Source organism: Gordonia sp. Z-3 (assembly GCF_036233855.1).
Taxonomy (GTDB): Bacteria; Actinomycetota; Actinomycetes; order Mycobacteriales; family Mycobacteriaceae; genus Gordonia; species Gordonia tangerina.
On sequence record NZ_JAZARS010000011.1, the window covers coordinates 1 to 24,181 of the forward strand.

Genomic DNA, 24,181 nt, shown 5'->3' on the forward strand with positions numbered 1-24,181 from the left:
CCGGGAATCGCCCCTGCTCACCCCACGCTGACCCGCTGACCACCACAAACGCCGGCCACGTGAAAGATCGAGGCTAGGGTCCCGCACCCACCGCGCGTCAACGAAGTGTTCGGGTGAACAGCTCGTCGAGTCGCTCGAAGTGTTCTTCAGCCGCCGCCGGATGGTACACGGCCGTGTCGGCCATGGTGAACCCGTGGTGGGCGCCCTCGTGGACCCAAGCCGAATGGCTGACCCCACATGAGGTCAACGCGTGCTCGAACTCGGCGACGGCCTCCGGCGGCAGCGAACGGTCCTGGTCTGCGTGAATCGCCAGAACATCGGCTCGGATTCTCGGCAGCAGGCGATGTGGGCTGTCCGGGTCGTCGGTCACGAGGCCGCCCGTGTGAAACATACCGATCGCACCGACCGCGTCGGGGCGGGTCGCCGCGGCCAGCAACGCCAGTCGGCCGCCCATGCAGTAGCCGGTGACACCGATGTCGCCCTGCCGGACGTCGTCGCGCCCGCGGAGGGTGTCAATGTAGACCGACAGGTCACGCTCGGCGAGGTCGTTGGTGAGTGCCTTCACCCGCGACATTGCCTCGGACATGAACGTCGCACGGTTCTCCGGCTCGGTCAGGTCGCCGACGGGTTCCAAAGTGGGAGCGGTCCCGTCGCGGTAGAACACGTTGGGCGCCAGTACGACATAGCCCCAGGACGCGATCCGATCGGCCATCGCCTTTGTCTGCGGACGTAAGCCGATTGCGTCGACGATGAACAGCACACCGGGCATGGGGCCGGGCACGTCGTCGGGAGTGGTCACATAGGCATCAGCCACGCCGTCGGGAGTGCTGATGGCGATGAGTTCGTTGGACGTGGGTCCTCCCTTCTCCTCACAGGTCGCCGGGCAGTTTGTCCCGGCGGATGCCGCGCCAACTGGGATGGCGCAGGTGGCCGGTGGTGGTCCAGTCCATGAACCGGACCTCGCCGACGATCTTGGGTAGCACCCAGACGGCGCTGGAGGCCACCGGTCGGTCGAGCTTGTCGACGAACGGGCAGCGGTTGATCCGCAGGGGCTCGAGTTCCTCGGCCAGGGACCGCAATTGGGCGTCGGTGAAGCCGGTGCCGACGCGGCCCACATACCGCAGCCCGGTGTCCTCGGGGAGCCCGAGCAACAATGAGCCGATAGTGTGCGCCCGATTGCCCCGGCCCGGGCGGTAGCCGCCGACCACCACCTCGATGTCGCTCCAGTTCTTGTGTTTGAGCCACTGGGTGGTGCGACGACCCTGCTGATATGTCGACGTCCGGCGCTTGGCGACGACACCCTCGTAGCCCTGTTCGCGGCTCTCCTCGACTGCCGCGCGGCCTGGCCCTGGTAGCAACGCCGGAACCTCCGCGTAGGCCGAACGGGCGAAGGCCGGCGCAAGTTCGGTGAGCAGCTCACGACGCTGCGACCACGGCCTGCGTAGCAGGGAAGTTCCGTTCAGGTAGAGGATGTCGAAGATGTAGAACTTCAGCGTCAGCTCCTCGTCGGTGTTGTTGCGCGCCGACAGCAGGGTGAAATTGGTGCGGCCGCTGGCGTCGAGGGCCACCACCTCGCCATCGAGGACCACGTCGATGAGGCCCAGATCGTCGGCAATGGACTGCAATTCGGCGAAGTCGGCGGTCATGTCGATGCCCGAGCGGGAGGTGAGTCGGAAGTTCCCGTCGATGTAGCGCAACAGGATTCGATAGCCATCCCATTTACCCTCGAACGCCCAGTCTCGCCCGTCCAGGTTCTCGATCGATTCGTCGGTGGCCAGCATCGGCCGCGGATCACGCAGGCTGTCGGGCAGGATCGGTCGCGGCTCGTCGCTCATCAGATGTGCGAGCCAGTTCTTGTCACCGGTCTTGATCAATGCGTAGCGGCCCTGGATTCGGTTGCCATGCAACCGCACGATGACCTCGTTGTCGCGCCACTTCTCCGTCTCGTAGGTGCCGCGATCCCAGATCTCCACGTGGCCGCCACCGTATTCGCCGGCCGGGATGTCACCTTCGAAGTCGGCGTAGTCCATCGGGTGGTCTTCGGTGTGTACGGCCAGCCGATTCTGACCCGGGTCGTCGGGCAGGTTCTTCGGCACCGCCCACGACACCAGCACACCGTCGCGTTCAAGCCGGAAGTCGTAGTGCAGGCGTCGGGCGTGGTGTTCCTGGATGACGAAAATGGGGTCGCTCCGGTTGTCTTCGGGCGGTGTCCGTTCGCGATGGGCCTCGTCGCCGAACGGTTCGGGGGTTTTGTCGGCGTCACGTTTGCGGCGGTACTCGCCGAGGCTGACGACGGGATTCGGTTCGGGGGCCCAACGTGGCGATCCTCCGCTGGCGCTCCGGGTCTCCTCAGGGGTCGGTGCGGCGTCATCGAGTTCGGGCAGCTCGTCGAGGTCGGCGAGGAGATCGCCGACGGAGTCGACCCGTTCGAGGACCTCGTTGAACAGCAACTGCGCGAGATCGGGCTCGCTGAGTTCGGTCCAGGTGCGCGGTGCGGCCACCCATGGTTGCTCGCGGCCACGCATCGAGTAGGGCGCGAGGGTGGTCTTCGATCCGCTGTTCTGGCTCCAGTCGATGAACACCTTGCTGGTACGGACGGATTTCGCCATTGTCGCGGTGATGTCGTCGGGATGTGCGGCCGCCAGGGAGGTGGCGATCTGCTTGGCGACCGTGCGGGCGGAATCGGGGGAGACGGGCCGATCGAACCGGGCGTACAGGTGCATACCCTTGCCACCGCTGGTCACCGGGAATGCCGTCAGCCCGGCCGCCTCCAGCATGTCGCGAATCATCAACGCGACCTGAGCGCACTGCGTCAGCGGCACCCCCGGCCCGGGGTCGAGGTCGAGGACCAGGCGATCAGCCTTGGGTGCTGCCTCGTCAGCCGGCACCCGCCACTGCGGGGTGTGCAGTTCCAGCGCAGCCATCTGCCCGAACCACACCAGGTCGGCCCGCGACGTCGCGAGCGGATAGGTGATGACGCGTTTGCTGTGCTGTTCGCCGAACCGTGCGAGCCAATCCGGCGCCGATGACGGTAGATCCTTCTCGAAGAACGGCATCGACTCGACCCCGTTCGGCCACCGCTTGCGGGTGATCGGACGGCCCGCCAGGTGCGGCAACATGACTGTCGCGATCCGCGAGTAATAGTCGATGACCTCGAATTTCCGGGTTCCCGTGGTCGGAAACAGCACCTTGTCGAGATTGGTGATGGGGATACGCCGGCCGTCGATGTCGAGGCTCTCACCACCACCCATGACGTCCATTGTCCACGCCCGACTTGTCGTGGGGGCCGAGGATCGCGCGAATGGGTGGCACAATGGGGCGCATGCGCTCGATCTGGAAGGGCGATCTGAGCTTTGGCCTGGTCAACGTGCCGGTCAAGGTGTACTCCGCCACGGAAAGTCACGACCGGAGGTCGTACCAGGTCGATTCCAAGGACGGCACGCGAATTCGGTACCGCCGGGTGCGGGAGGGCACCGACACCGAGGTGGACTACTCCGACATCGCCAACGCCTACGAGACCGACTCCGGCGAGACGGTGATCCTCACCAAGGAGGACCTCGCGACGCTGCCGGTGCAGAAGAGCCCGGAGATCTCGATCCTGGAGTTCGTGCCGACCGAACAGGTCGACCCGATCTACTTCGACAAGCCCTATTACCTCGAGCCATCGTCGAAATCGCCGAAGGCGTATGCGTTGCTCGCGCAGGCGCTGCAGAAGACCGAACGACTCGCCATCGCCCAGTTCACGTTGCGTAACCGCACCCGGTTGGCTGCGTTGCGGGTGGTGGACGGCGTGATGACGCTGCAGACGTTGTTGTGGCCCGACGAGGTGCGTGCCGCGGACTTCCCGTTCCTGGAGGAAGACACCGAGATCCGCCCGCAGGAGCTCGACATGGCGGCGTCGTTGATCGAGACCATGGCCAAGGATTTCGACCCGTCGGAGTTCGAGGACCGCTACCAGAACGAACTGTCGAAACTCGTGGAAGCCAAGGCCGATGGTGCCGAGGCGTTCCCGGAAAGTGACGAGGAGCCCGAGGCCGACGAGGACTCCGAGGTGGCCGATTTGCTCGCCGCGCTGCGAGCATCGGTGAAGGACAAGGACTCCGGCGGTGGATCCGACGACGAGGAGTCCACCGCGAAGAGGACACCGGCCAAGAAGGCGGCGGCGAAGAAAGCACCGGCAAAGAAGGCGCCGGCGAAGAAAACCGCGGCCAAGAAGACCACCGAGAAGTCGACGGCGAAGAAGACGGCCGCCAAGAAGACCACGGCAAAGAAGACCGCTGCCAAGAAGTCTGCGTAGCGGCCGCGCCATCGGCGTATCAGGTGCGGGCGGTTGTCGCGGTCAGCAGCAGGGCGGTCAGTACCCCGACGGCGACGACGACCGCCACCCCCAGCACCACGATGTTTGAACGTGTGGCGGCGACGATCGCGCCGGCCGCCAGTCCTGCCTGCTGCGCGGCCCCGAGCGCCGCGGCCCGCCCGACCGGACGTGCGCCTGCGGTGTCCAGGGTGCCGTGATTGGCGACGGGGAACACCACCCCGATACCGAGACCCACCGGGATCGTGATGAGGAGCAACGTGATCGGCGTGCTCGCAACGGTCGCCGACAAGATGCAGGAACCGGCGAGGACGAACATGCCGACAATCAACGGCAGGCGCACCGAGCTCGCCGCGCCGACTCGAGCCACCGTGAGGGCACCGAGCGCGGCGGCACCGTTGAGCACCAGGAACCCCCAGCCCATCTGGGTGGGCGACCACCCGTGATCCTGCTGGAGCTCAAAGCTCACACTGATCACGGTGAGTGCGAGCACGGCGTTTGCTCCGATGACGGCCGCGAATGTCCACGCGGTGAGATGGTCTGGCCGCGGTGGCACGTCCCCGGACAGTGCGGGGTCGGGCGCATCGGGCGACTCCGGCGACAATCGCCGGAGTCGCCGCGACACCGCCATCCATGCGCCGGCGCACCCCACGGCCCCTACGGCGACCGCGACGAAACACCAGCGCCACGACGCGCTCGCCAAGGGTGCGATCAGCACCAGCGCGGAGACGGCCCCGGCACCGGATACCAGCGAGAACACGGCGAATGCGCGGACCCGCAGCGGGTGCCCGGACGTGACCAGATGCACAGACGCGAGCAGGCACGTTGCGCTGACCGCCGCGGCCGCACCCTGCGCAGCCCGTGCCCCGACGAGTTGCGGGAGGTTCTGTGCCGCAGCGCCTGCGCCCGCGGTCAGCGCGAAGGCGATCGCTGCCGGGATCACGGCGGCCCGCGGGTCGGCTCGCCGAAGCAGTGCTCCGGTGAGTGGCAGCGCACAGACGAATGCCACCGCGAACGGGGTGATCAGGACATGTCGGGCTTCGGCTCCGAGATGCAGGTCCCGCGCCATCACCGGGCCGATGATCGAGACCGCGGTCTCATCGACGATGATCACGAACTGAGTGAGCGCGAGCACGGTGACGCCCAACATCACGGGCCGGGCGTTCTGCGCTGATCCGCGGCCGGTCATGTCACCTCCTGGACGTTTGACCCAATGCGCTCCGGGTAACACCGGCCCTGTGCCTACTATGGCATTGTCCGGCGGCCGATCCCGGGCACTCCGCGACCCGAAAGGGCCCCATGCCACAGTCGATTCGAGTAGTGACCCGCAGTGCCGCGGCCATGTTGCTGGCGCTGTCCGCTGTCATCGGAACCGCGGTCGTCGCAGGTCACACCCCGGCACGCGGGGACACCTTGGACGGTGTTCGGTACGCACACGCCACCTCGGCCGCGCCTTACCGAGAGACGCGGACGTCGCCACGCAACTTTGTGGCCTCGGTGTGGTCGCCGTCGATGCACACTCAGGTCCCGGTGCTGGTGCAGTCGCCGGCCAACAACAATCCGGGTGCGCCGGTGATGTATCTGCTGAGCGGATCGACCGGCGGTGAGAAGGATGACGACTGGACGCACGCCACCGATGCCAACGCCTTCTACGCCCGCAAGAACGTCTGGACCGTCACCCCGATCGGCGGCGCCGCGAGTTACTACGCGGACTGGCGGCGTGTCGATCCGGCTGCGAACTTCCGCTTCGGGGTCACCACGAATCGGCCGTTGCGGTGGGAGACCTTCCTGACCTCCGAGTTGCCCCGGGCGTTCGAACGCGCACACGGCGGCGTCACTGGGCCCGCTCGGTCGCGGGGGATTGCAGGGATCTCGATGTCGGGGACCGCGGTGATCCGGATCGCCGAGAACCATCCCGGGATGTACCGTGCGGTCGGTGCGTACTCCGGGTGTGCGGACACCGCTTCTCCCCAGGGGCAGCTCGCACTTCGGTCCGTCGCGTTCTTCCCGGGAGGTGCTGACGCGAGCAACATGTACGGTCCGCCGGGAGACCCGCAATGGACCGCACAGGACCCGGTGGTGAACGCCTACAAGCTGCGCAATCGCACACCCGCGCTGTGGATCAGCGCCGCGACCGGTCTGCCCGGCGCGCATGACACGCTGAGCGACCGCAGGATCGGTGGGAACGTCGGGGCACTGGCCGATCAGGTGGCCGTCGGCGGTGTTTCCGAGGCGGTGTCGCGATACTGCACGCAGACCCTGGCCGGTCGGCTGGCGGCACTACGCGTCCCGGCGACCGTGCGTTTCCCGGCCGCCGGTACGCACTCCTGGGGATACTGGCAGGACCAGATGCACCAGTCCTGGCCGATGTTCGCGCGGGCGCTCGGGGCCTGACCCGCGGGTTCAGCATCCTTTCAACTTCTGCACCATAGGTTGGCGGTATGAGTACTCACTGGGGCGGCGGGAATCGCGGTGACCGGACGGTCGCCGAAGTCCTGTCGGGTCGTAATCCGACGACAGGTGGTACACACAATCGGCAATGACCTCGCGGCCATCGGAACGTCTCATCGAGCGTGCATCTCGGCGACAGGGCCGGTGCACCGGTGACGGTCGCCCGACGAGCGCTCTGGTTGGCGCAACTGTTTCGGCCCCAGGTCTCGCATGTGGTCGCCTTCCGCGTCACCCTCGTCGGACCCCTCGACACCCGTCGCCTCATCCGGTCGACCCGGGACGTGCTCGACCACATCGGTTGGCACGACGTGCACATCCCGCCCGAACTGTCTCCCGCGGACCCCGACTGCGCGCAGCCGCTGCGGCCGGCAGGCTCCGGGCGGGCCGTGGTGGAACTCGTGGATCTCTCTGGCGAGCCCGACCCGGTGACCGCCGGCGCTCTGCGCGCCGACGAGTTCATCGATGCGCTCGACGGCGCCGATCTCACCACACCGTTGTGGCGCAGCGAATTGCACACCATGCACCCGCAACTGCATCACTGGGTGGTACGCGTCCACCATGTGCTGACCGACGGTGCCGGCGCCTGGCGGGTGATGGGACACATCGCCGATGTGTACGGCGGAACCGCGTGTGCCGGCGATCTACGCGTACCGAGCGACGCAGACATCGACCGCGCTGACGCGCGCTACCAACAGTCTGATCGGCACGATACCGACGCGTCGTACTGGGCAGACACTCTGGCCCGCCACGAATCATCGTTTCTCGCCGGCGCGCCGACCGTCCCGACCTCCGCCATCACCCGCGTCACGAGGCAGGTGACGGGCGAACGGTCGCCGACATCCACCGAGACAGTGGCCGCCTTCGCGACCTTCTGCGCGCGGATGCTCGACACTCCCGACGTCGGATTGTCGCTGCCGGTCGCGGCCCGCACATCAGGTGTGCGCAAGCGGACTGTCGCACCCCTGTCGAACGTGATTCCACTGTCCCTCAACGGGATCGGCGATAGGCCAGTGCGTAGTGCCGTCACGCAGGTCGCCACCACCGTGGTGGGAAGCCTGCGCCACCAGCTGTTCCGGCGTGAAGAGATGATGCGTGCGCGCGTGGACATCACCGACTTCGGTGCGGTGGTCAACCTCCTACCTGCGGTGAGCCGGCCCACCGTGGACGGGGTGCACTGGCAGATCGAGGTGCTGCGGACCGGACCGGTCGGCGATGTGGCGGTCACCCTGCACCCGGCCGATCACGACGGACTGCGGGCGATCACCTGGGAGGCGCCGTCCGAGCGGGTCGACTCGGATGGGTTGGCGACGTTGGCTGCCCGATTCGACGGACACCTGGCTGCGACGCTGGACGAGATCGACGGGCACGAGCCGGTGTCGGACAGGTCGATCTTCCTGCCCGGCGAGTGGGGCCGTTTCCGTTGCCGCAGTGGGCCGCCGGCGCCACCGTTCGTCCCGACCGCGGGAATGCTCGAGCACCTTCGCGCGCACCGTCCGGCGGAGCCGGCGATCCTTGACGGTGATGTCGTACTCACTCGAGGCGACCTCGTGGCCGCCGCCGATCGTGGTGCCCGGGCGCTCATCAGCGAGGGGGTGGGACCGGGGGACGCGGTGGCGGTGTGCGTCGACCGGTCGGCGACGTCGGTCGTGGCGTTCTGGTCGGTGGTCCGGGCCGGCGCAGTGTGGGTGCCCGTCAATGATCCATTCGCGCCCGCAAGCCGGACGCGGGAAATTCTGGCGCGCACCAATGTCCGAGTGGGTTTGTGCGCCCCGGGCCGACCGGGTCCGCCGCCGGTGCGTTGGGTGGAACTCGACATCACCGGCATCGACGAGTCCACATCGGACACCACCGACGAACCCGCATGGCAACCCCCCGGGATCGACCGCGGTGCCGACGACCGCGCATACCTACTGTTCACCTCCGGATCGACGGGTCAGCCGAAGGGTGTGGACATGCCACATCGCGGAATTCCTGCGCTGGTGGCAGAGATCCGGCGGTCATATGCGCTCACACCGGAATCCCGGATGCTGCACGCATCCGCGCCCACCTTCGACACCGGAATCGTCGAGATGCTGTCTTCGGTGGCCACCGGCGCTGCCCTGGTCGTCGCACCGACGACGGCGCACGGCGGTGACGCGCTCGCCGCTGTGATCGACGAGCGCGACGTCACCCACATCATCGTGACGCCGTCGGTACTCGACACCCTGCCCGTCGGTGTCGCCGACCGACTTCAGCACGTGGTGCTCGGTGGCGAAGCCATCCCGGCCCGGCTGGTGGCAACCTGGGGCGACCGCGTGAGGATGCGCAATGCGTACGGGCCCACCGAAACCCGGTGCAGCATCAACTTCTCCGGCGAGCTCGTTCCGGGCCGACCGGTGACGGTCGGACCACCGATGGTCGGGGTGACCGAAGCGATTCTCGACCGCCGAGGACGGCCCCAACCACCGGGCGCGCTCGGTACCCTGCACTGCTCGGGTCCCCAGGTGGCTGACGGGTACCTCGACGACCCAGAACAGACCGCCGCCGTCTTCGAGGCGTGCACGTTCGCCGACGACCCGGTGATGTACCGAACCGGTGATCTCGCCACGTGGACCGACGACGGGGAGGTACACATCCTGGGGCGCCGAGATCACCAGGTGAAGCTGCGCGGACTGCGCATCGAACTCGGCGAGATCGATGCCGCGCTGAGCATGGCCGACGCAGTGCGGCACAGCGCCACAGTCCTGCGTGAACTGCCCTCCGGCCGAAAGGCGCTGATCTCCTTCGTGGTACCCGAATCACCCGGTACGTCACCGGATGCCGGCGATCTGCGCAGCCATCTCGCGCGGAGTCTGCCGACCTACATGATCCCGTCGTGGATCGTCAGTCTCGACGAGCTGCCCCGAACCGGCAACGGCAAGCTCGACCGGCGGGCGCTCGATGCGCACCACCTGCCCGAACAGCCGGCGCTTCGTCGGCCCCGGGAGGTACGAGAAGAGCTGGTGCTCGAGGCCGTCGTTGACGCGGTCGGCGTGACGTCGATCGATCTCGATCGCAGCTTCCTCGACAACGGTGGCGACTCGCTGGCGGTGATACGGGCCGCCCGGGTACTCGCCGCCGCCGGATATCCCGAGGTCACCGCCAACGACCTGCTCACCGCACCCGCTCTGGCCGAGGTCGCCGCCCGGATGTCGGACACACCCCGGCAGCCCTCGCGACCGTCGCCCTCGCCGAGCGAGCGGCAGTGCGAGCGTTCTCTGTCTGCCGCCGAGCGCACCGTGTCCCGCGAACCCGGTGATCGGGCCGCGCAACTCATCCGCATCGCGTGGGTACCCGAGTCTGCAGCCGCGGCCGAGCCGGCCGACGTGCGTTCTGCGGTGCAGACACTGCTGGACCGACACCCGTTGTTGCGCTCCAGCTTTCCCGACACCGCCGACGGTCCGGTCGTGCACACCGAATCGCACATCTCGGTGGACGCGGTGCTGTCGGTGACCGAGTCGCCGGCGACGCCCGGACGCACCGATCTGGAGCTGATCGCTGCGGAACTCTCGGTAAAGCTCGACGTGCGAACCGCTCCTCCGGTCGCTGTCGCGATGGTCACCGGCCCCGCCGGCACCGTGACGGCGGTGGTCATCGTCGCGCACCACATCGCTGTCGACGGGCAGTCGCTGGCGATCGTGGCTGCTGAGGCGACCGCGCTGATGCAGGGTCGGCGCCTGCCGCCGGCGCCGACCGGGCCGTGGCACTGTCCGACCGAGTCGAGTGGAGACCCTCGCCACGCCGACATCGTCTCTGCCGCACCGGATGCGGCGTGGACGCTGGCCGGCATCACGCCCGCCCACCTGCCGATCGCCGCGGCAGTTCGCGCCAGGACCGTGATCGGTGTGCGATTCTACGAGCGTTTTCTTGAGGACGCCGCCGCCCGGGGCATGACACCGTTCGAGGCGTTCCGGGGCGTCGTCGCGGCGGCGCTGGCCGATGTCACCAGCGATCGACACATCATGTCGGCAACCCCGATCTCCCGACGGCCGGCCGGCTCCGAGGACGTCGTCGGCGATTTCGTCCTCAGCGCGCTGATCCCGCTCGACGCCGATGCCGATCATCGGTGTGCCACCGAGGTCGCCCGAGCATGTATCGACGCGACCACGCAGCCCATGGAGGACGTGCTGTGCGCTCTCGGGCGTCCGGCGGTGGACGGCCACCTGTTCGCGGTGCCGCTGCTCATCGGGTGGACACCGGCGATCGATACTGCCGCCTACCCCGGTCGACTCCACGTGTTCCCGCCTTCGCACACACGGTGGCTGCTGCAGGTGGAAGGCTCACCGACCCGTGATGGCGGTCTCGTCGTGCGGATGACAGGCAGCGCAGAAGCATTCGGCCACTGCGAGATCGACGCGGTGTCGACACGCATCGTGCAGCGCGTGGAGTCGATGTGACCCGGCAGCCTCGACGCCACTCACTCGCCGCGGATGGGGGAACGACCAACCGCGTGACTCCCGTCGCAGTACGGCTGGATCGCCGACCGGCCACACCGGCACAGGGCCACCGTGGCGCGGCGCCGCGGCACCGGATCGCCCAGGGTGTCGACGATCTCGACGTCGCCACGCACCACCAGGGGGCCACCGGGGGTGACCGTGATGCGCGCGGGGGCGCGACGCGCACTGCGCGGGTTCTCGAACTGAGCGGAATCCATATCACCATGGTGCGCCACGAGGCGGCCGGACGCGAGCGAGTTGACGAACGCAGCCGCCGACCGGTGGCCGAACGTGGGTGGATGGCGACGTGACCACGGAAACCGTTGGGGCCGGGCGCTGCCCGATGGTCGAGCCGTGCGGTGACCTCGGTCGGGCCCTGGCCGAACTGCTCGACGGCAACCCACACGACCCACGCCGCGGCCTGGCGGTCGGCGATCAGGCGCTGTTGACGCTCCCTCACGATGCAACGCTTCTCGACAACCTCGACGCACAGCGCACATGGTTCTTGCTGGCCGAGCTAGACGGTCGCGGACTGGCCGGTGTCGACGACCGTTGGAACGAACATCCCGCGGTGGCCGATCTGCGGTGGCGGTTGGGTGGTGCACTCGAGGCCGCGATCCGGGATCGGACAGGTCCGATCGTGGCGTGTACCGCCGCCGAGCTGCCTGATCGAGTGCGCGCCGAGCTCGCCGCCGTGGACTCACCACCGCTGTCGGTGCACCTTGCGACGAACGGGACCGTCGAACACTACCAGGACCTGCTCCGGCATCGGTCGCTCTACCACCTGCGTGAAGCCGATCCGCACACCACCGCCATCCCGCGGTTGACCGGCCGCGCCAAGGCCGCCCTGGTGGAGATCCAAAGCGACGAGTACGGCGGCGGACGTCACGAGTGGATGCACTCGACGCTGTTCGCTCGGACAATGCAGGCACTCGGGTTGACCACCGACTACGCCCTCTACGCCAGCGGGCTGCCGGCCATCACCCTGGCATGGTCGAATGCGTTGACATTGTTCGCTTCACGGCGTGAACTGCGGGCGGCGGTCGTCGGCCACCTGCTGGCACTCGAGTGCACCTCGTCGATCCCGAACAAACGCAACGCACAAGGTCTTCGACGACTGGGTTACGGCGATGCCGCGACTGCATTCTTCGACGAACACGTCGAGGCCGATGCCGTGCACGAGCAGATCGCGTTGTACGACATGGCCGTTCCGCTGCTGGAAGCCGAGCCGACGCTGTCGATGGATCTGCTCACCGGCTTTCGTGCCGCCCTTGCGCTGGATGCCGATGTCGCGCAGTACCTGTTGCGGCAATGGGGAATCTGAGAACGACGCCGCGAACCGCAACCGGTACGGTGAGCGCTGCTGCGCCGGCGAGCGCCACCGCCGCGGAGACGTCGGTGAGCCAGTGCGCTGCCATGTACAGCCGAGTCGCCGCAACCACCGCGGTGAGCGCGAGGGCCGAGATGATCGCGATCGATCGCGTGAGCGTGGTATGGGTGATGATCACGGCCAACACCAGGAGCAGGGCGGCTATGCCCGTCACATGTCCCGAGGGGTAGGAATTGACGGTCTCTACCGTGGTGATCTGATCGATTGCCGGTGGCCGCGCTCGGTGTACGACAACTTTGAGGATCTCGCAGATCCCGCCTGCTGCGCTGACGGTGGCGACGATGGTCAGCGCACGAACCACGGTGCGGTCGGCGACGAATGCGACTCCCGCTGCTGTCATCGTCATCACCGCGACCCACAGGGGTCCGAACAGGGCGGTGACCAGGACAACGATGCCGCTGCGCGTGGGGTCCCGGTGATCGAGCACGAATTGGAGAGTGGACTCGTCGAGCGCTTCCAACGGCTGGTGTCGGGTCATCACGCCCACTCCGTACGCCAACACGAGCAACAGTAGGACGGTCGCGATCATGAGGGCCGAGAACCGCTTCATGAGGCCAGCATGTGGCTAGGCACCTGTGGGACTGCTGTACGCCGCTGAATGCCGGCTGAAATTGACAGGTGCCCGCGCGGGTGCGCACCGGCGCGGACGTTGCCGGTCTCTGCGGGCCGTTCGGGAAGGCGTCGCGACGACGTACATTCGGGGGATGCCCAAGCGGTCGCGCCGACGTCACCCGTCGGGTCGTGGTGTGCGGCAGCGGCGCACCAGTGTGCGCACGCGGCTGACCGTGTTCGGCGCAGGCATGCTGACGTTGGCTCTGGCCATCGCCGGCGGTGTGGTGCTGTTCGTGCTGTATCACTCGCTCACCTCCTCCGCGGATGCGGCGACGTCCTCGCGTGCCACCGAGATCGCCGACTCGGCCGCCACGGACGGTGTGGGTGGGATCGATCCGGCGCTGCTCGTCCACACCGACACGATCGACCTGGTCCAGATTCTGGATCCGGCTGGCAGGGTCGTTGCCGCCAGTTCGGGTGACCAGCAAAGCCGCGGCATCGTGGGGCCGGTGGCGGCCGATCAGCGTCAGACCGTCGTCGACGCCGCGTACGGCGATGATGAGCCCGAATATCGCGTGACGGTGCAGGGCGTCGCGACCCCGGACGACGAAACGGTGACCGTTGTGGTCGGCGCCGCGGAAGGTCCGATCCATGCCACGGTATGGACGGTGTTCGCGGTGCTGTGCGTGGTTTTCCCGATCATCGTCGCCGCATCCGTCGTCGCCACCCATTATCTGGTGGGCAGGGCTTTGCGGCCCGTGGAGTCCATCCGCGCAGAGGTGGCGGCGATCTCGCGCTCGGGCCGCGCGCAGCACATTCCCGTGCCGGCCACCGAGGACGAGATCGCAACCCTGGCCACCACCATGAACGAGATGTTGGACCGGCTGGCCTTCGCCCGGGAACAACAGGTGCGCTTCGTGGGCGACTCGTCACACGAGTTGCGCAGCCCCCTGGTTACGATTCTGGGACTGCTCGAACTCGCACGCCGAACCGGCGAGCCGATCGACTACGCGACGGTGTCGACTCTGCTTCTGCCGGAGGCACATCGATTGCGTGATCTGATCGACGACATGCTGCTGCTCGCCCGTGCCGATGAGTTCGGGATGACTCCCGAGTTGGCCGATATCGACCTCGACGACCTCGTCAACGACGAGATCACCCGGCTTGACCTCACCACCGACCTGACGGTCACCGCCACCGTCCTCCCGGTACGTCTGCGCGGGGATCGGGGCCAGATCTCTCGGGTTCTGCGCAATCTGAGCGACAACGCTGCCCGTCACGCCCGAACGTCCGTCGATGTCTCGATGGCGATCTGCGGTGCCACGGCCGAAGTGTCGGTGGCCGATGACGGTCCAGGAATTCCGGAGCCGGATCGCGCACGCATCTTCGAGCGATTCGTGCGGCTCGACCCGACCCGCACGCGTAGCGTCGGCGGGGTGGGACTGGGTCTGTCGATCGTCGGTGAGATCGTCCGGGCCCATCACGGAACCGTCGGAGTCACCGAGACCCCCGGCGGCGGTGCGACCATCACTGTGTCACTGCCACTACCGGAAACGGATCAGCCAGTCGAGTCGCCGCCGTCCTCGGCAAGTCGGTAGCCGGCGCCGCGGACAGTGAGGATCGACCGGCGACCGTAAGGCGTGTCGATGCGCCGACGAAGGTAACCGACGTAGACCTCGACGATATTGTCGTCGCCGCGGTAGTGGGCGTCCCATACCGACGCGATGATCTCGGCCTTGGAGACCACCGATCCCTTGTGACGCATGAAGTATTCGAGGACGGCGAACTCTCGAGCGGTCAACTCGATGAGCTCGTCGTCGCGCCGAACCTCACGCCGGGCGGGGTCGAGACTGAGCGAACCGGCGCGGAGGATCGCGGGCCGCTCCGGTGCGCCGCGGCGCACGAGAGCTCGGAGCCGGGCGGACAGGACCACGAAGGAGAAGGGTTTGACGAGGTAGTCGTCGGCGCCCAGGTCGAACGCATCGGCCTGGTCGTAATCTCCGTCCTTGGCGGTGAGCATCATGACCGGAGTCCACACGTCGCGCCGGCGGAGCTCGCGGACCGCTTCGTAGCCGTTGAGCACCGGCATCATGATGTCGCAGACGATGACGTCGTAGGTACGCACACATGCGGTCTCGACACCCTCGGCGCCGTCCTCGGCGACATCCACCGCCCAGCCATCTGCCGTGAGCGTTCGCCGTAACGTCTCGGCCGCTCGCGGGTCGTCTTCGATCACCAACACGCGCATGAGATCAATGTCCGTGCGGCTCGGGCGCTGTTCGGTTCATAGGCTACCCCCATACCGCCTGGGCGCCACTGTCACCGATGCGGTACACCATCACGATCGATGCGATGGCGACGGCGAGAATCGCCACGGCCAGCACGATGTCCACCACACGCCGGGTCAGGCCGGTCATCGACGGCACTCGGGTCTGTACCGCAGCGACGATCCGCTCGTTGTGCAACGCCCACCACAGCACGGTGAGGCCGAACAGTGGCCCGGACCAGTAGATCATCTGCTCGCCGAGTTCGGCGTGGTGCTCGATGAACGGCGGGTTGCCCAGCTGCTGCTGGAGTGCTTCGCCGGCGCTGGTGGTGATCGGTATCGCGATCAGGGTGGCGAGGGCGAACAGCGGCACCAAGATTCCCAGCCGGCGCTGTGCCGCCGGCCACAACACGACAACGATGGCCATGAGAGCCGTCAAGGGCACGAAGACCACCGGGATGTGCACGAGGAGCGGGTGCGCAGGCAATCCGTTGAGAGTATCCACACAGCGAAAGTAGCGAGCTTCGGTTGAAGAAGCGCTGAAATGCGGGTGAAAGAAAATCGTTGGCTTGCTGACCTGCATATCCGGCAAGCTGGGTAGGTGAGCGTGTCGGCCGGAAACCAACTGCCCGCGGCGTTGAAACCCTTCGCGCTGCGGCAGTACCGGCTGCTCGTTCTCGGGTTGATGTTGGCGATGTTCGCCGACGGCGTGTGGACGGTCGGGGTGGTATGGCAGGTCATCGAACTCGGCGGTGGCCCCGGGCAGCTCGCCGTGGTGACCGGCGTCGCCGCGGTGGGGATGGTGGTGTCCACCCTGGCGGGTGGCATCCTCGCCGATCGGGTGTCGCAGCGGCGCATCATGATCGGGCTGGAACTGGTCAAGCTCGCAGCCTTCGGCATCGTCGGTGTCGCTGGCTTGCTCGGCGTGTTGTCCCTGCCGGTGTTGATCGGCGCATCGCTGCTCGGCGGCATCACGATGGGCATGTACTACCCGGCCTACTCGGCGCTGCTGCCCAGCGTGGTGGAAGCCGCACAGTTGCAGGCGGCCAACGGGATCGAGGGGTTTCTGCGGCCGGTGATCTTTCAGGCCATCGGGCCCATCGTGGTCGGCGGCGCCATCTCGATGGCCTCACCGGCGGCGGCCATCGTACTCGCCGGCGTTGCCAGCGCGTCGTCGGCGTTGGCGTATGTGGCGATGACGCCGGTGACGGTGCGACGGGATCTGACCGCGACCACGGCGCATCCGGTGCGGTCGGTTGTCACCGATCTGCTCGAGGGGTTCGCGTACATGTGGCGTACCCCGTGGTTGTGGGCGACGCTGTTCTTCGCGTGCATTCTCGTTCTCGCGGTGATGGGGCCGATCGAGGTGTTGGTGCCGTTCGCGTTGCGTGAACTCGGCGCCGGCGCATCCGATCACGCGCTGGTGTTGACTGGGTTCGGGATCGGAGCGGCGTCTGCCTCGCTGGTGTTCGCGTCGATCCCGATGCCGCGACGGTACCTGTCGGTCATGTTCGGCATCTGGAGCTTCTCCAGTGTGCCCCTGGTGATCATGGGTGTCGCCGACGCCACGTGGATGTTCGTCGCCGCCGGCCTTCTGATGGGCGTGATGTTCGACGGCCCGATGGTGTTGTGGGGCACGCTGTTGCAGCGGCGGGTGCCGCCCGAACTACTGGGTCGGGTGGCCAGTCTCGACTTCTTCGTGTCTGTTGCGTTGATGCCCGTGTCGATGGCGGTGGCCGCGCCGATCAGCCATGCCATCGGGCTCACCGCCACCTTCGTGCTGGCCGGACTGTTGCCGGTGCCGGTGGCCGGCGCCTTCTACCTCGCCGCCCGACTGTGGCGCGACGAGATCGAGCATCCGTTGCGGGTGGTGCTGACGGACGTGACGGCAATCAACTGAATGCGGTGGGTCCGACGGTATGGCGGACCCACCGCCCCTCACGGCATGACGATGTCGAAGTCCGGGTCGGGCGCATCGATGTAGCCGGCCAGCCGACCGAGGGCTGCGGGGTCACCGCTGACCTGCGCACCCGCGTCGGTGGGATCGGCGGCGGTGAGCGCCGTGAACAGGCGGTTGGCCGGCACAGTGATGGTTACATCGGCGGGGTTCGCGGCCGGTGCCGCGGTGTGGGTGAGCACGCCGTTTCGCAGCAGCACCCGATAGGTCGTGTTGGTGTCGGGCAGCACGACGTCGAGATTGATGGTGTCATCCCACGAGCGGGGTCCGTCGATCTGGACCGCCAATGCGTCGAAGATCTGCGATGGTGTGAGCTGGGCGAGGGTGTCGGCCGACCGACTGGAGACCGGGGTGCCGAAGTTGCCGCGGCGCAGTTCGTAGGCGCCGGCGAGGTAGATGTTGCGCCAGGTCCCGTTCTCTGCGCAGTACCCGAGTTGTTCCAGCGCGTCGGCGAGTAGTTCCTTGGCCTCGGTGTTGTCCGGCTCGGCGAACACCACATGACTGACCACCTCGGCCACCCAGCGCAGATCGCCGTCGTCGAAGGACTTCCGGGCGCGCTCGAGGACCGCGGCAGCGCCTCCCATGTATTCCACGTACCGTCTGCCCTGCTCCTCCGGGGGGGGGGGGGGGATGCTGCCACAGGTGTGCCGGATTCCCGTCGAACCACCCCATGTAGCGCTGGTAGATGGCCTTGACGTTGTGGCTCACCGAGCCGTAGTAGCCGCGTGCGTGCCAGGCCTTTCTCCAGGGCGGGCGGGAGTGTCATCATTTCGGCGATTTCGATGCCTGTGTAGCCCTTGTTCAGCAGCCGAAGAGTCTGATCATGCATGTAGGCGTACAGATCTCGCTGCAGCGACAGGAACTCGACGATCCGCTCATTACCCCACATCGGCCAGTGGTGCGGCGAGAAGATTGTTTCGGCGGTGTGGCCGAACATGTCGATTATCTCTTGGACGTAGTGCGCCCACGCGTGCGCGTCACGCACCTCGGCGCCGCGGAGGGTGAGTAGGTTGTGCTGGGTGTGCGTGGCATTCTCTGCGACGCATAGCGCTTGGTGGTCGGGCAGATAGAAGTGCATCTCCGCCGGGGCCTCGGTGCCCGGCGCAAGCTGGAACACGAGCCGAAGCCCGTCGACAGTGTGTTCCTGCCCGGTGTCGGTGATCTCGATCGTCGGGTTGATCAGGGTGATCGATCCGGTCGAATTCGTCTGTCCGAGAACGACACCCACCTGTCCTCGAGGGTCACGGTCGACCACGGTGCCGTACATGTAGCTGATGCGTCGTGCCATCGCCCCACCGGCGTAGACCCACTCGGTAACGAGGTGTTCGACGAATTTCTCGGGTGCGATCACCGCGCACCGGCCGGCGTCGACGTCCTCTTGGGTGGTGACGCCTCTGACGCCGCCGTAATGGTCGGCGTGGCAATGGGTGTAGATGACGGCGGTGACGGGACGTTGTCCGCGGTGTTCGCGGTAGGGGGCCAGGGCGGCCGCTGCGGTCTCGGCGGAGACCAGCGGGTCGACAGCGATCACGCCTTCGTCGCCCTCGATCAACGTGAGGTTGGAGGCGTCGAATCCGCGCACCTGATATACCAGATCCGGGATGACCTCATAGAGGCCTTGCATCGAGGTCAGCGTCGATTGGCGCCAGAGGCTTGGATTGACAGAATCCGGCGCCTCACCGGTCACGAAGGCATACGAGTCGTTGTCCCACACCACGCGGCCGTCGTCGTTGCGGATGACACATGACTCTGCCGACGCGATGAATCCGTGCTGCGCATCCTCGAAATCTGTTGTGTCGCCGAATGGCAATCGCTTCAAAACCTCGCGGTGCTGCGACACAATGGATTCGATCGGATCTCGCGGCTCCTGGGTCAGGGGTCATTAGATCGGTGGTGGTGCGTCGAGTCAACCAACGAGTCATCAACCGCTGTCTAACCTGTCGTGCGAGTTAGTCGATCGCGTTCAGTGGTTTGGTTGTCTCGTGGGCACGAGATGCTCGGCTGCCGCCGCCACCGTCAGCGCCGTCAACGAATCCAGCACCGGGGAGCTCAGCTTCCAGTACTGCCAGAACAATGGGACGTCCGCGTGGTCGTCGACGATCCGGACTACCCGGCCCGACCGCAGGGCGTCGGCGATCTGCACCTCGGGGACCGCGCCCCACCCCATGCCGAGTTCGACGGCGCGATGGAACTCGGTGGACGCCGGTACGTAATTGATCGGTGGCGAGACAGGCCCGTCGGCCAGTCGGGTCAGGACGTCGCGCTGGATGTAGTCGTTGCGATCGAACAACACCATCGGCGCCTGTGCCAGCGCATCCGTCGTCGGCCCGTCAGGCATCCATCGGGTGACGAAGTCCGGCGTCGCGACCGGCAGGTATCGCATTGCTCCGAGGGGGCGGATGGTGCAGCCCCGGATGCCGAGCGGGTCGGAGGTGATGGCGCCCAATACTTCTCCCGACCGCAGGAACCGGCTGTTCTGGCTTTCGTCGTCGCGGAGCACCTCGATGGCGACCGGGTGCCGGGCGTGCATCCGGGCGATCACGGGCAGAAACCAGGTCGCCAGCGAGTCGGCGTTGGCCGCGATCGGAAGATGTATGCGTGGACCCCGCGGGTCGGCGGGATCGCCACCGAGCAGCTCCGCGCGCGCCTCGGCCGTCAGCAGATCCCACTGTTTGGCCAGTCGCACCAGGACCTCACCGTCGGGTGTCGCGGTGGCGGGTTTCGTCCGGCGCACCACCACCCGGCCCACCGACGCCTCGAGTGCCTTGATCCGCTGACTGACCGCGGACGGGGTGATGTGCAGCGCGCCGGCCGCACCGTCGAAGGTGCCCTCCAGCAAGACTGCGGCCAGCGTCTGCACACCCTCTTGGCTGATCTCCATTTCGGAATCATAAGTCTGATTCATGATTCGTGAAAAACATTCGTTGGACTGTTGATGCGGTGCCTCCTAACTTCGTAGTCGTGACGACCTACGTTCTTGCCGCCGTAGCCGGCCTGTTGACCGGCGCCGGGCTGATCATCGCGATCGGTCCGCAGAACGTGTTCATCCTTCGCCAAGGGGTTGCGCGAGCGCATGTGGTGCCCGTGGTGGTGGTGTGTGCCATCTCAGACGTGGTGCTGATCGTGGCTGGGGTGGCCGGTCTCGGTGCGTTGGTGGCCGCTCATCCGTCGGTGGTCAAAGTCGCCAAGATCTTCGGCGGCGGCTACGTGATCGTGCTCGGGCTGATGGCGGCGCGGCGTTGCCTACGCAGTTCCGAGGCGATCGTCGCCAATGCCGGTGAGGCCGCGACGGTGAGTCGCTGGGCGGCCGTGGGCATGACCCTCGCCCTGACCTGGCTCAACCCGCACGTCTACCTCGACACCGTGCTCACCATGGGTGCGATCGCGAACAGTCACGGACACGCGAAGTGGGCGTTCGCGGTGGGTGCGTGCCTGGCCAGCCTGCTCTGGTTCGCGACGTTGGGCGGTGGCGCCACCAGGCTGTCGCGGTTCTTCGGCTCGCCCCGGTCGTGGCGCATCCTCGATGCCACCGTCGCCGTGGTGATGTTTGTGGTGGGGGCGGGGTTGCTGCTGTCGGTGTAGCGGACCGCCGGCGTGACAGTCATCGTTGCGGTTGCAGGACAGACTTTCGGTAATCTCGCGGTCCGATTCCGTAGTGCTGTCGGAATCGGTTTCTGAACGTGGCGACGCTGGGGAATCCGCATGCAGCCGCGACTTCCGAGATGGATAGTGCAGGGTTGGCTTCCAGGAGTTCGCGCGCGCTGCGGGCTCGTCGTGCCGCGATGAGACCCGCCACGGATTGCCCTGCGTTCTCGAAATGGCGGTAGATCTGGCGCCGACTCACATGGAGTTCTTCTGCGATCACGTCGGGGGAGAAATCGGGGTCGCGATGGTGACGTTCGATCAGGTCGAGCGCGGCCTCGTGAACGAACAGGGTGTTGTCCTCGAGGCGGTATCTCTCGACATTGAGTTCGGCCAGCGCCGCGGCGATCAAGTCCACGGCGGCCAGCTCGGTGTCGACAGGTGGGACAGGCCCGGACGAGAGCGCGGTGTCGGCAGCAAACCGTGTGACGAATCCCGCCGCTGCGCGCGCCAGGAGAGTTGATGACGCCCCGCTGCGTTCGGTCAGTTCTGCGGTCCTCCGCAGACGTCCCAGCATCTCGGTCGGGATGATGATGCCGGTGGGGTCGGTGACGGATTCGCAGTACTGGCTGTACGGGACGGCCAAGTTCACGAATACCAGTTGGCCTGGCCGATAGGCGACATCACGGGTTCCTTGTCGGACCGTTATGTGGCCGGGCATGGAGCTGACATGGACGACGACACTCTCATATGGCCTGGCACGCACCAACTGCGGCGTTCTTTCCAACAGCATCGGCGTGTGGAGTGCACAGTATGTGGTCAGCTTCGACAGGGTGCGCCGGTACAACATCGCCCCGAAGTTGTCGGGGTCTGGTGTGCTCACGTCGACCAGTGCGTTGTACTGGGTCATGCCGTCGGCCCCGAAGCGCCCGATCGGTGGTGTCGGGGGACTGGTTCCGGCGTAAGCCTCCAGCCGGGTCGTCCACTCCGAAACCAGGTCACAGGTCAGTCGCGTCGATGGCCTGTCCGTCATGATGCCCGTCCTACGCACTGGGCGTCCGCCGCCTGGGCAGCACGACGAGCGAAGCGAAGAAGAAGCAGAGCGCGCCGATGAACGTCCCCACCGTCGCCACTGTGGCGTCGACCGTCACCCCGTCGGGGGTGATGTAGGCGCCCACGGCCGACACGCCGAATGCTACGCACCCGATCCAGTTGATCTGCACCGACCACCAGTCGGCGCGCCGGGGTGCCCAGTTCGTCCCTGTCGCACGATAGTAGGCGATGTACGCGACTGCGCCGCTGACCAAGAAGGCCAATGACCCGCCGGCGTCGGGGCTCCATACGAGATGGCGCTGAGACGGGATCGAGTGGGCGGCTATGGCGGCTGTTGTGCTCACATTGAAGAGCACTGTGCCGAGCGATTGGGATGCAGCGGTCAACCACTCGGCTCGCACCATCCGGCCCGTCCCGTACGTCACCGGCGCGGTGCGGTCGCCGCTGCGCAACAACTGGATCAAGCCGGCGGTGGTGAAGAACCATGCGCCGATGAAGTAGCAGATGTTCGACGCCGCGGCACCGGCCCACTGTCCGAAGCCCGGAGCCGACCCCAGTGCGAACAATGCCGAGCCGATCATGAAGCCCCAGCACTGCTTCCGCAAGGTCGGGGCTAGCGCCGCACCGATCCGGTCGGCGCCGGAATCCGCAATACTCATCCCAACTCCCGTTTCGAACTGTCTGACCGGGGCGACGGACACGTCGCCCCGGCGGCGACCTCAGTGGTGGAAATGCGAGCCGGTTCCTTCCCGCGGCATCGGGGCGGAGAGGTTGTCGAGGAACGCGATCTCGCTCTCCATGTCGCGCAACAGCGCGTTCGCGAGGTCATGACTGAGACCTGCTCGAACGACGATCCGCTGCAGCGTCATGTCCGCGAGGTCGTCGGCCATCGGATACGCCGGAACCAACCACCCCTTCATCCGCAGCCGATCTGACAGATCGTAGAGCGTCCACTTGTCGGTGTAGCCGGACTTGAGTTGCCAGGCGAAGACGGGGATCGTGTCCCCCTTGCTCACGAGATCGAACGGGCCCATTGCTCCGATCGCGCTCGAGAGATGCTGCGCGACATCCAAAGAGCCCTGCTGCACCTGCCGGTAGCCCTCGCGGCCGAGGCGAAGGAAGTTGTAGTACTGCAACAGGACCTGTGCACCGGGGCGAGAGAAGTTGAGCGCGAGGGTCGGCATGTCGCCACCGAGATAGCTGCAGTGGAACACCATGCTCTCGGGCAGTGCCTCGACGTCGCGCCAGATGATCCACCCCAGACCGGGATAGACAAGGCCGTACTTGTGGCCGGAGGTGTTGATGGAGACCACTCGAGGAACACGGAAGTCCCACTCGAGATCCGGCTGGCAGAACGGGGCGATCATCGCGCCGGATGCGCCGTCGACGTGGATCTTGATGTCCAGGCCGGTCTTGTCCTGGATCTCGTCGAGCTTCGCGGAGATCTCCTTGACCGGCTCGTAGAGACCGTTGTAGGTGACACCCATGATCGCAACGACGCCGATGGTGTTCTCGTCGACGTACTTGTCCAGGTCGTGTCCGTCGAGGACGATGTGTTCGTCGCTGACCGGTACCCATCGCGGCTCGACCTCGAAGTAGTTCAGGAACTTCTCCCAACACACCTGAACGGCCGTGGACAGCACGAGGTTCGGCTTGTCGATCGGCTTGCCCTCGGCCTTCCGCCGGGCCTGCCAGTGGCGTTTGAGAGCGAGGCCGCCGAGCATCGCGGCTTCCGAGGAACCGATGGTCGATGTCCCGATCGAGTTCTCGACGTCCGGAACATGCCACAGATCGGCGAGGATCTTCCAGCACCGATCCTCGATCGCCGCGGTCTGCGGGTACTCGTCCTTGTCGATCATGTTCTTGTCGTAGGTCTCTGCGTACAGCTGCCTGGCTTCGTCGTCCATCCAGGTCGAGACGAAGGTCGCGAGGTTCAGCCGTGCATTTCCGTCGAGCATCGCCTCGTCGTGCACGATCTGGTAGGCGGTCTCCGGCAGACTCATGTCCTCCGGGATGGTGAACTTCGGAAGCTCGGTGGCTTCACCTGGACGGACGAAAACCGGGTTCAGAGTGAGACTGTCGCCGATATTCGTCGTGTGACGTGCATTGGTGTGCTTGCGCTCGGACATGGAAACTCTCCTCGTCAAAGATCAGGGGTCAC

The 24,181-nt window shown here is 66.5% G+C and carries 18 protein-coding genes and 1 pseudogene; 7 read left to right on the forward strand and 12 right to left on the reverse strand.

From position 1 onward, the window contains the following. Positions 1-97: 97 nt before the first annotated feature. Positions 98-814: a dienelactone hydrolase family protein gene (locus VX037_RS14105; RefSeq protein WP_287015141.1), complete on the reverse strand. Its 717-nt coding sequence runs from the start codon at positions 812-814 to the stop codon at positions 98-100. A 55-nt stretch (positions 815-869) separates the two neighbouring features. Continuing rightward, positions 870-3,251, reverse strand: a complete 2,382-nt coding sequence (locus VX037_RS14110; protein ID WP_287015142.1) for an ATP-dependent DNA ligase — start codon at positions 3,249-3,251, stop codon at positions 870-872. A gap of 71 nt (positions 3,252-3,322) precedes the next feature. Between VX037_RS14110 and ku the strand changes: the two genes are divergently transcribed. After that, positions 3,323-4,297 (forward strand): non-homologous end joining protein Ku, encoded by a 975-nt coding sequence (gene ku / locus VX037_RS14115; RefSeq protein ID WP_235722882.1) that lies wholly within the window; start codon positions 3,323-3,325, stop codon positions 4,295-4,297. A 19-nt stretch (positions 4,298-4,316) separates the two neighbouring features. On the opposite strand, the gene VX037_RS14120 is transcribed toward ku, so the two are convergent. Beyond that, positions 4,317-5,504 (reverse strand): MFS transporter, encoded by a 1,188-nt coding sequence (locus VX037_RS14120; RefSeq protein ID WP_266060716.1) that lies wholly within the window; start codon positions 5,502-5,504, stop codon positions 4,317-4,319. Between the two features lie 152 nt (positions 5,505-5,656). On the opposite strand from VX037_RS14120, the gene VX037_RS14125 reads away from it, so the two are divergent. Both VX037_RS14125 and VX037_RS14130 read left to right on the forward strand, forming a co-directional pair. After that, positions 5,657-6,709 (forward strand): alpha/beta hydrolase, encoded by a 1,053-nt coding sequence (locus VX037_RS14125; protein ID WP_328714766.1) that lies wholly within the window; start codon positions 5,657-5,659, stop codon positions 6,707-6,709. Positions 6,710-6,918: 209 nt separating this feature from the next. Further along, positions 6,919-11,181, forward strand: coding sequence for a non-ribosomal peptide synthetase (locus VX037_RS14130; protein WP_328714714.1), 4,263 nt, complete (start codon positions 6,919-6,921; stop codon positions 11,179-11,181). A 20-nt stretch (positions 11,182-11,201) separates the two neighbouring features. On the opposite strand, the gene VX037_RS14135 is transcribed toward VX037_RS14130, so the two are convergent. Next, positions 11,202-11,438 (reverse strand): CDGSH iron-sulfur domain-containing protein, encoded by a 237-nt coding sequence (locus tag VX037_RS14135; protein WP_235722879.1) that lies wholly within the window; start codon positions 11,436-11,438, stop codon positions 11,202-11,204. A gap of 89 nt (positions 11,439-11,527) precedes the next feature. Here VX037_RS14135 and VX037_RS14140 point away from each other — a divergent pair, with 89 nt between their 5' ends. After that, positions 11,528-12,544, forward strand: a complete 1,017-nt coding sequence (locus tag VX037_RS14140; RefSeq protein ID WP_266060719.1) for an iron-containing redox enzyme family protein — start codon at positions 11,528-11,530, stop codon at positions 12,542-12,544. Here VX037_RS14140 and VX037_RS14145 read toward each other — a convergent pair. Further along, positions 12,471-13,160: a phosphatase PAP2 family protein gene (locus tag VX037_RS14145; RefSeq protein WP_235722877.1), complete on the reverse strand. Its 690-nt coding sequence runs from the start codon at positions 13,158-13,160 to the stop codon at positions 12,471-12,473. The genes VX037_RS14140 and VX037_RS14145 overlap by 74 nt on opposite strands. A gap of 154 nt (positions 13,161-13,314) precedes the next feature. Here VX037_RS14145 and VX037_RS14150 point away from each other — a divergent pair, with 154 nt between their 5' ends. Continuing rightward, positions 13,315-14,760 carry a sensor histidine kinase gene (locus VX037_RS14150; protein ID WP_328714715.1) on the forward strand — a complete coding sequence of 482 codons (1,446 nt, stop codon included), beginning with the start codon at positions 13,315-13,317 and terminating at the stop codon, positions 14,758-14,760. Here the strand turns inward: VX037_RS14150 and VX037_RS14155 are convergent. Then, positions 14,721-15,410: a response regulator transcription factor gene (locus VX037_RS14155; protein WP_328714717.1), complete on the reverse strand. Its 690-nt coding sequence runs from the start codon at positions 15,408-15,410 to the stop codon at positions 14,721-14,723. The two genes, VX037_RS14150 and VX037_RS14155, sit on opposite strands and share 40 nt — an antisense overlap. A 43-nt stretch (positions 15,411-15,453) precedes the next feature. Then, positions 15,454-15,933 (reverse strand): DUF2231 domain-containing protein, encoded by a 480-nt coding sequence (locus tag VX037_RS14160; protein ID WP_266060721.1) that lies wholly within the window; start codon positions 15,931-15,933, stop codon positions 15,454-15,456. 96 nt (positions 15,934-16,029) lie between these two features. Here VX037_RS14160 and VX037_RS14165 point away from each other — a divergent pair, with 96 nt between their 5' ends. After that, entirely contained in the window at positions 16,030-17,328 is a 1,299-nt protein-coding gene (locus VX037_RS14165; RefSeq protein ID WP_287015148.1) for an MFS transporter, read from the forward strand. Positions 17,329-17,366: 38 nt separating this feature from the next. On the opposite strand, the pseudogene VX037_RS14170 reads toward VX037_RS14165, so the two are convergent. Together VX037_RS14170 and VX037_RS14175 are read right to left on the reverse strand one after the other, a co-directional pair. Continuing rightward, positions 17,367-19,237, reverse strand: a pseudogene (locus VX037_RS14170) (alkyl/aryl-sulfatase). A 111-nt stretch (positions 19,238-19,348) separates the two neighbouring features. Further along, positions 19,349-20,266 (reverse strand): LysR family transcriptional regulator ArgP, encoded by a 918-nt coding sequence (locus VX037_RS14175; RefSeq protein WP_266060725.1) that lies wholly within the window; start codon positions 20,264-20,266, stop codon positions 19,349-19,351. A gap of 80 nt (positions 20,267-20,346) precedes the next feature. Here VX037_RS14175 and VX037_RS14180 point away from each other — a divergent pair, with 80 nt between their 5' ends. Then, positions 20,347-20,967: a LysE/ArgO family amino acid transporter gene (locus VX037_RS14180; protein WP_328714718.1), complete on the forward strand. Its 621-nt coding sequence runs from the start codon at positions 20,347-20,349 to the stop codon at positions 20,965-20,967. A gap of 19 nt (positions 20,968-20,986) precedes the next feature. Here the strand turns inward: VX037_RS14180 and VX037_RS14185 are convergent, their stop codons facing one another. The 3 genes from VX037_RS14185 to VX037_RS14195 are packed head-to-tail and all read right to left on the reverse strand — an operon-like array spanning position 20,987 to position 24,149. Next, positions 20,987-22,000 carry an AraC family transcriptional regulator gene (locus tag VX037_RS14185; protein WP_266060730.1) on the reverse strand — a complete coding sequence of 338 codons (1,014 nt, stop codon included), beginning with the start codon at positions 21,998-22,000 and terminating at the stop codon, positions 20,987-20,989. Between the two features lie 10 nt (positions 22,001-22,010). Next, positions 22,011-22,679 carry a hypothetical protein gene (locus tag VX037_RS14190; RefSeq protein ID WP_328714719.1) on the reverse strand — a complete coding sequence of 223 codons (669 nt, stop codon included), beginning with the start codon at positions 22,677-22,679 and terminating at the stop codon, positions 22,011-22,013. 60 nt (positions 22,680-22,739) lie between these two features. Then, positions 22,740-24,149 (reverse strand): glutamate decarboxylase, encoded by a 1,410-nt coding sequence (locus tag VX037_RS14195; protein ID WP_266060732.1) that lies wholly within the window; start codon positions 24,147-24,149, stop codon positions 22,740-22,742. Between the last annotated feature and the right edge of the window lie 32 nt (positions 24,150-24,181).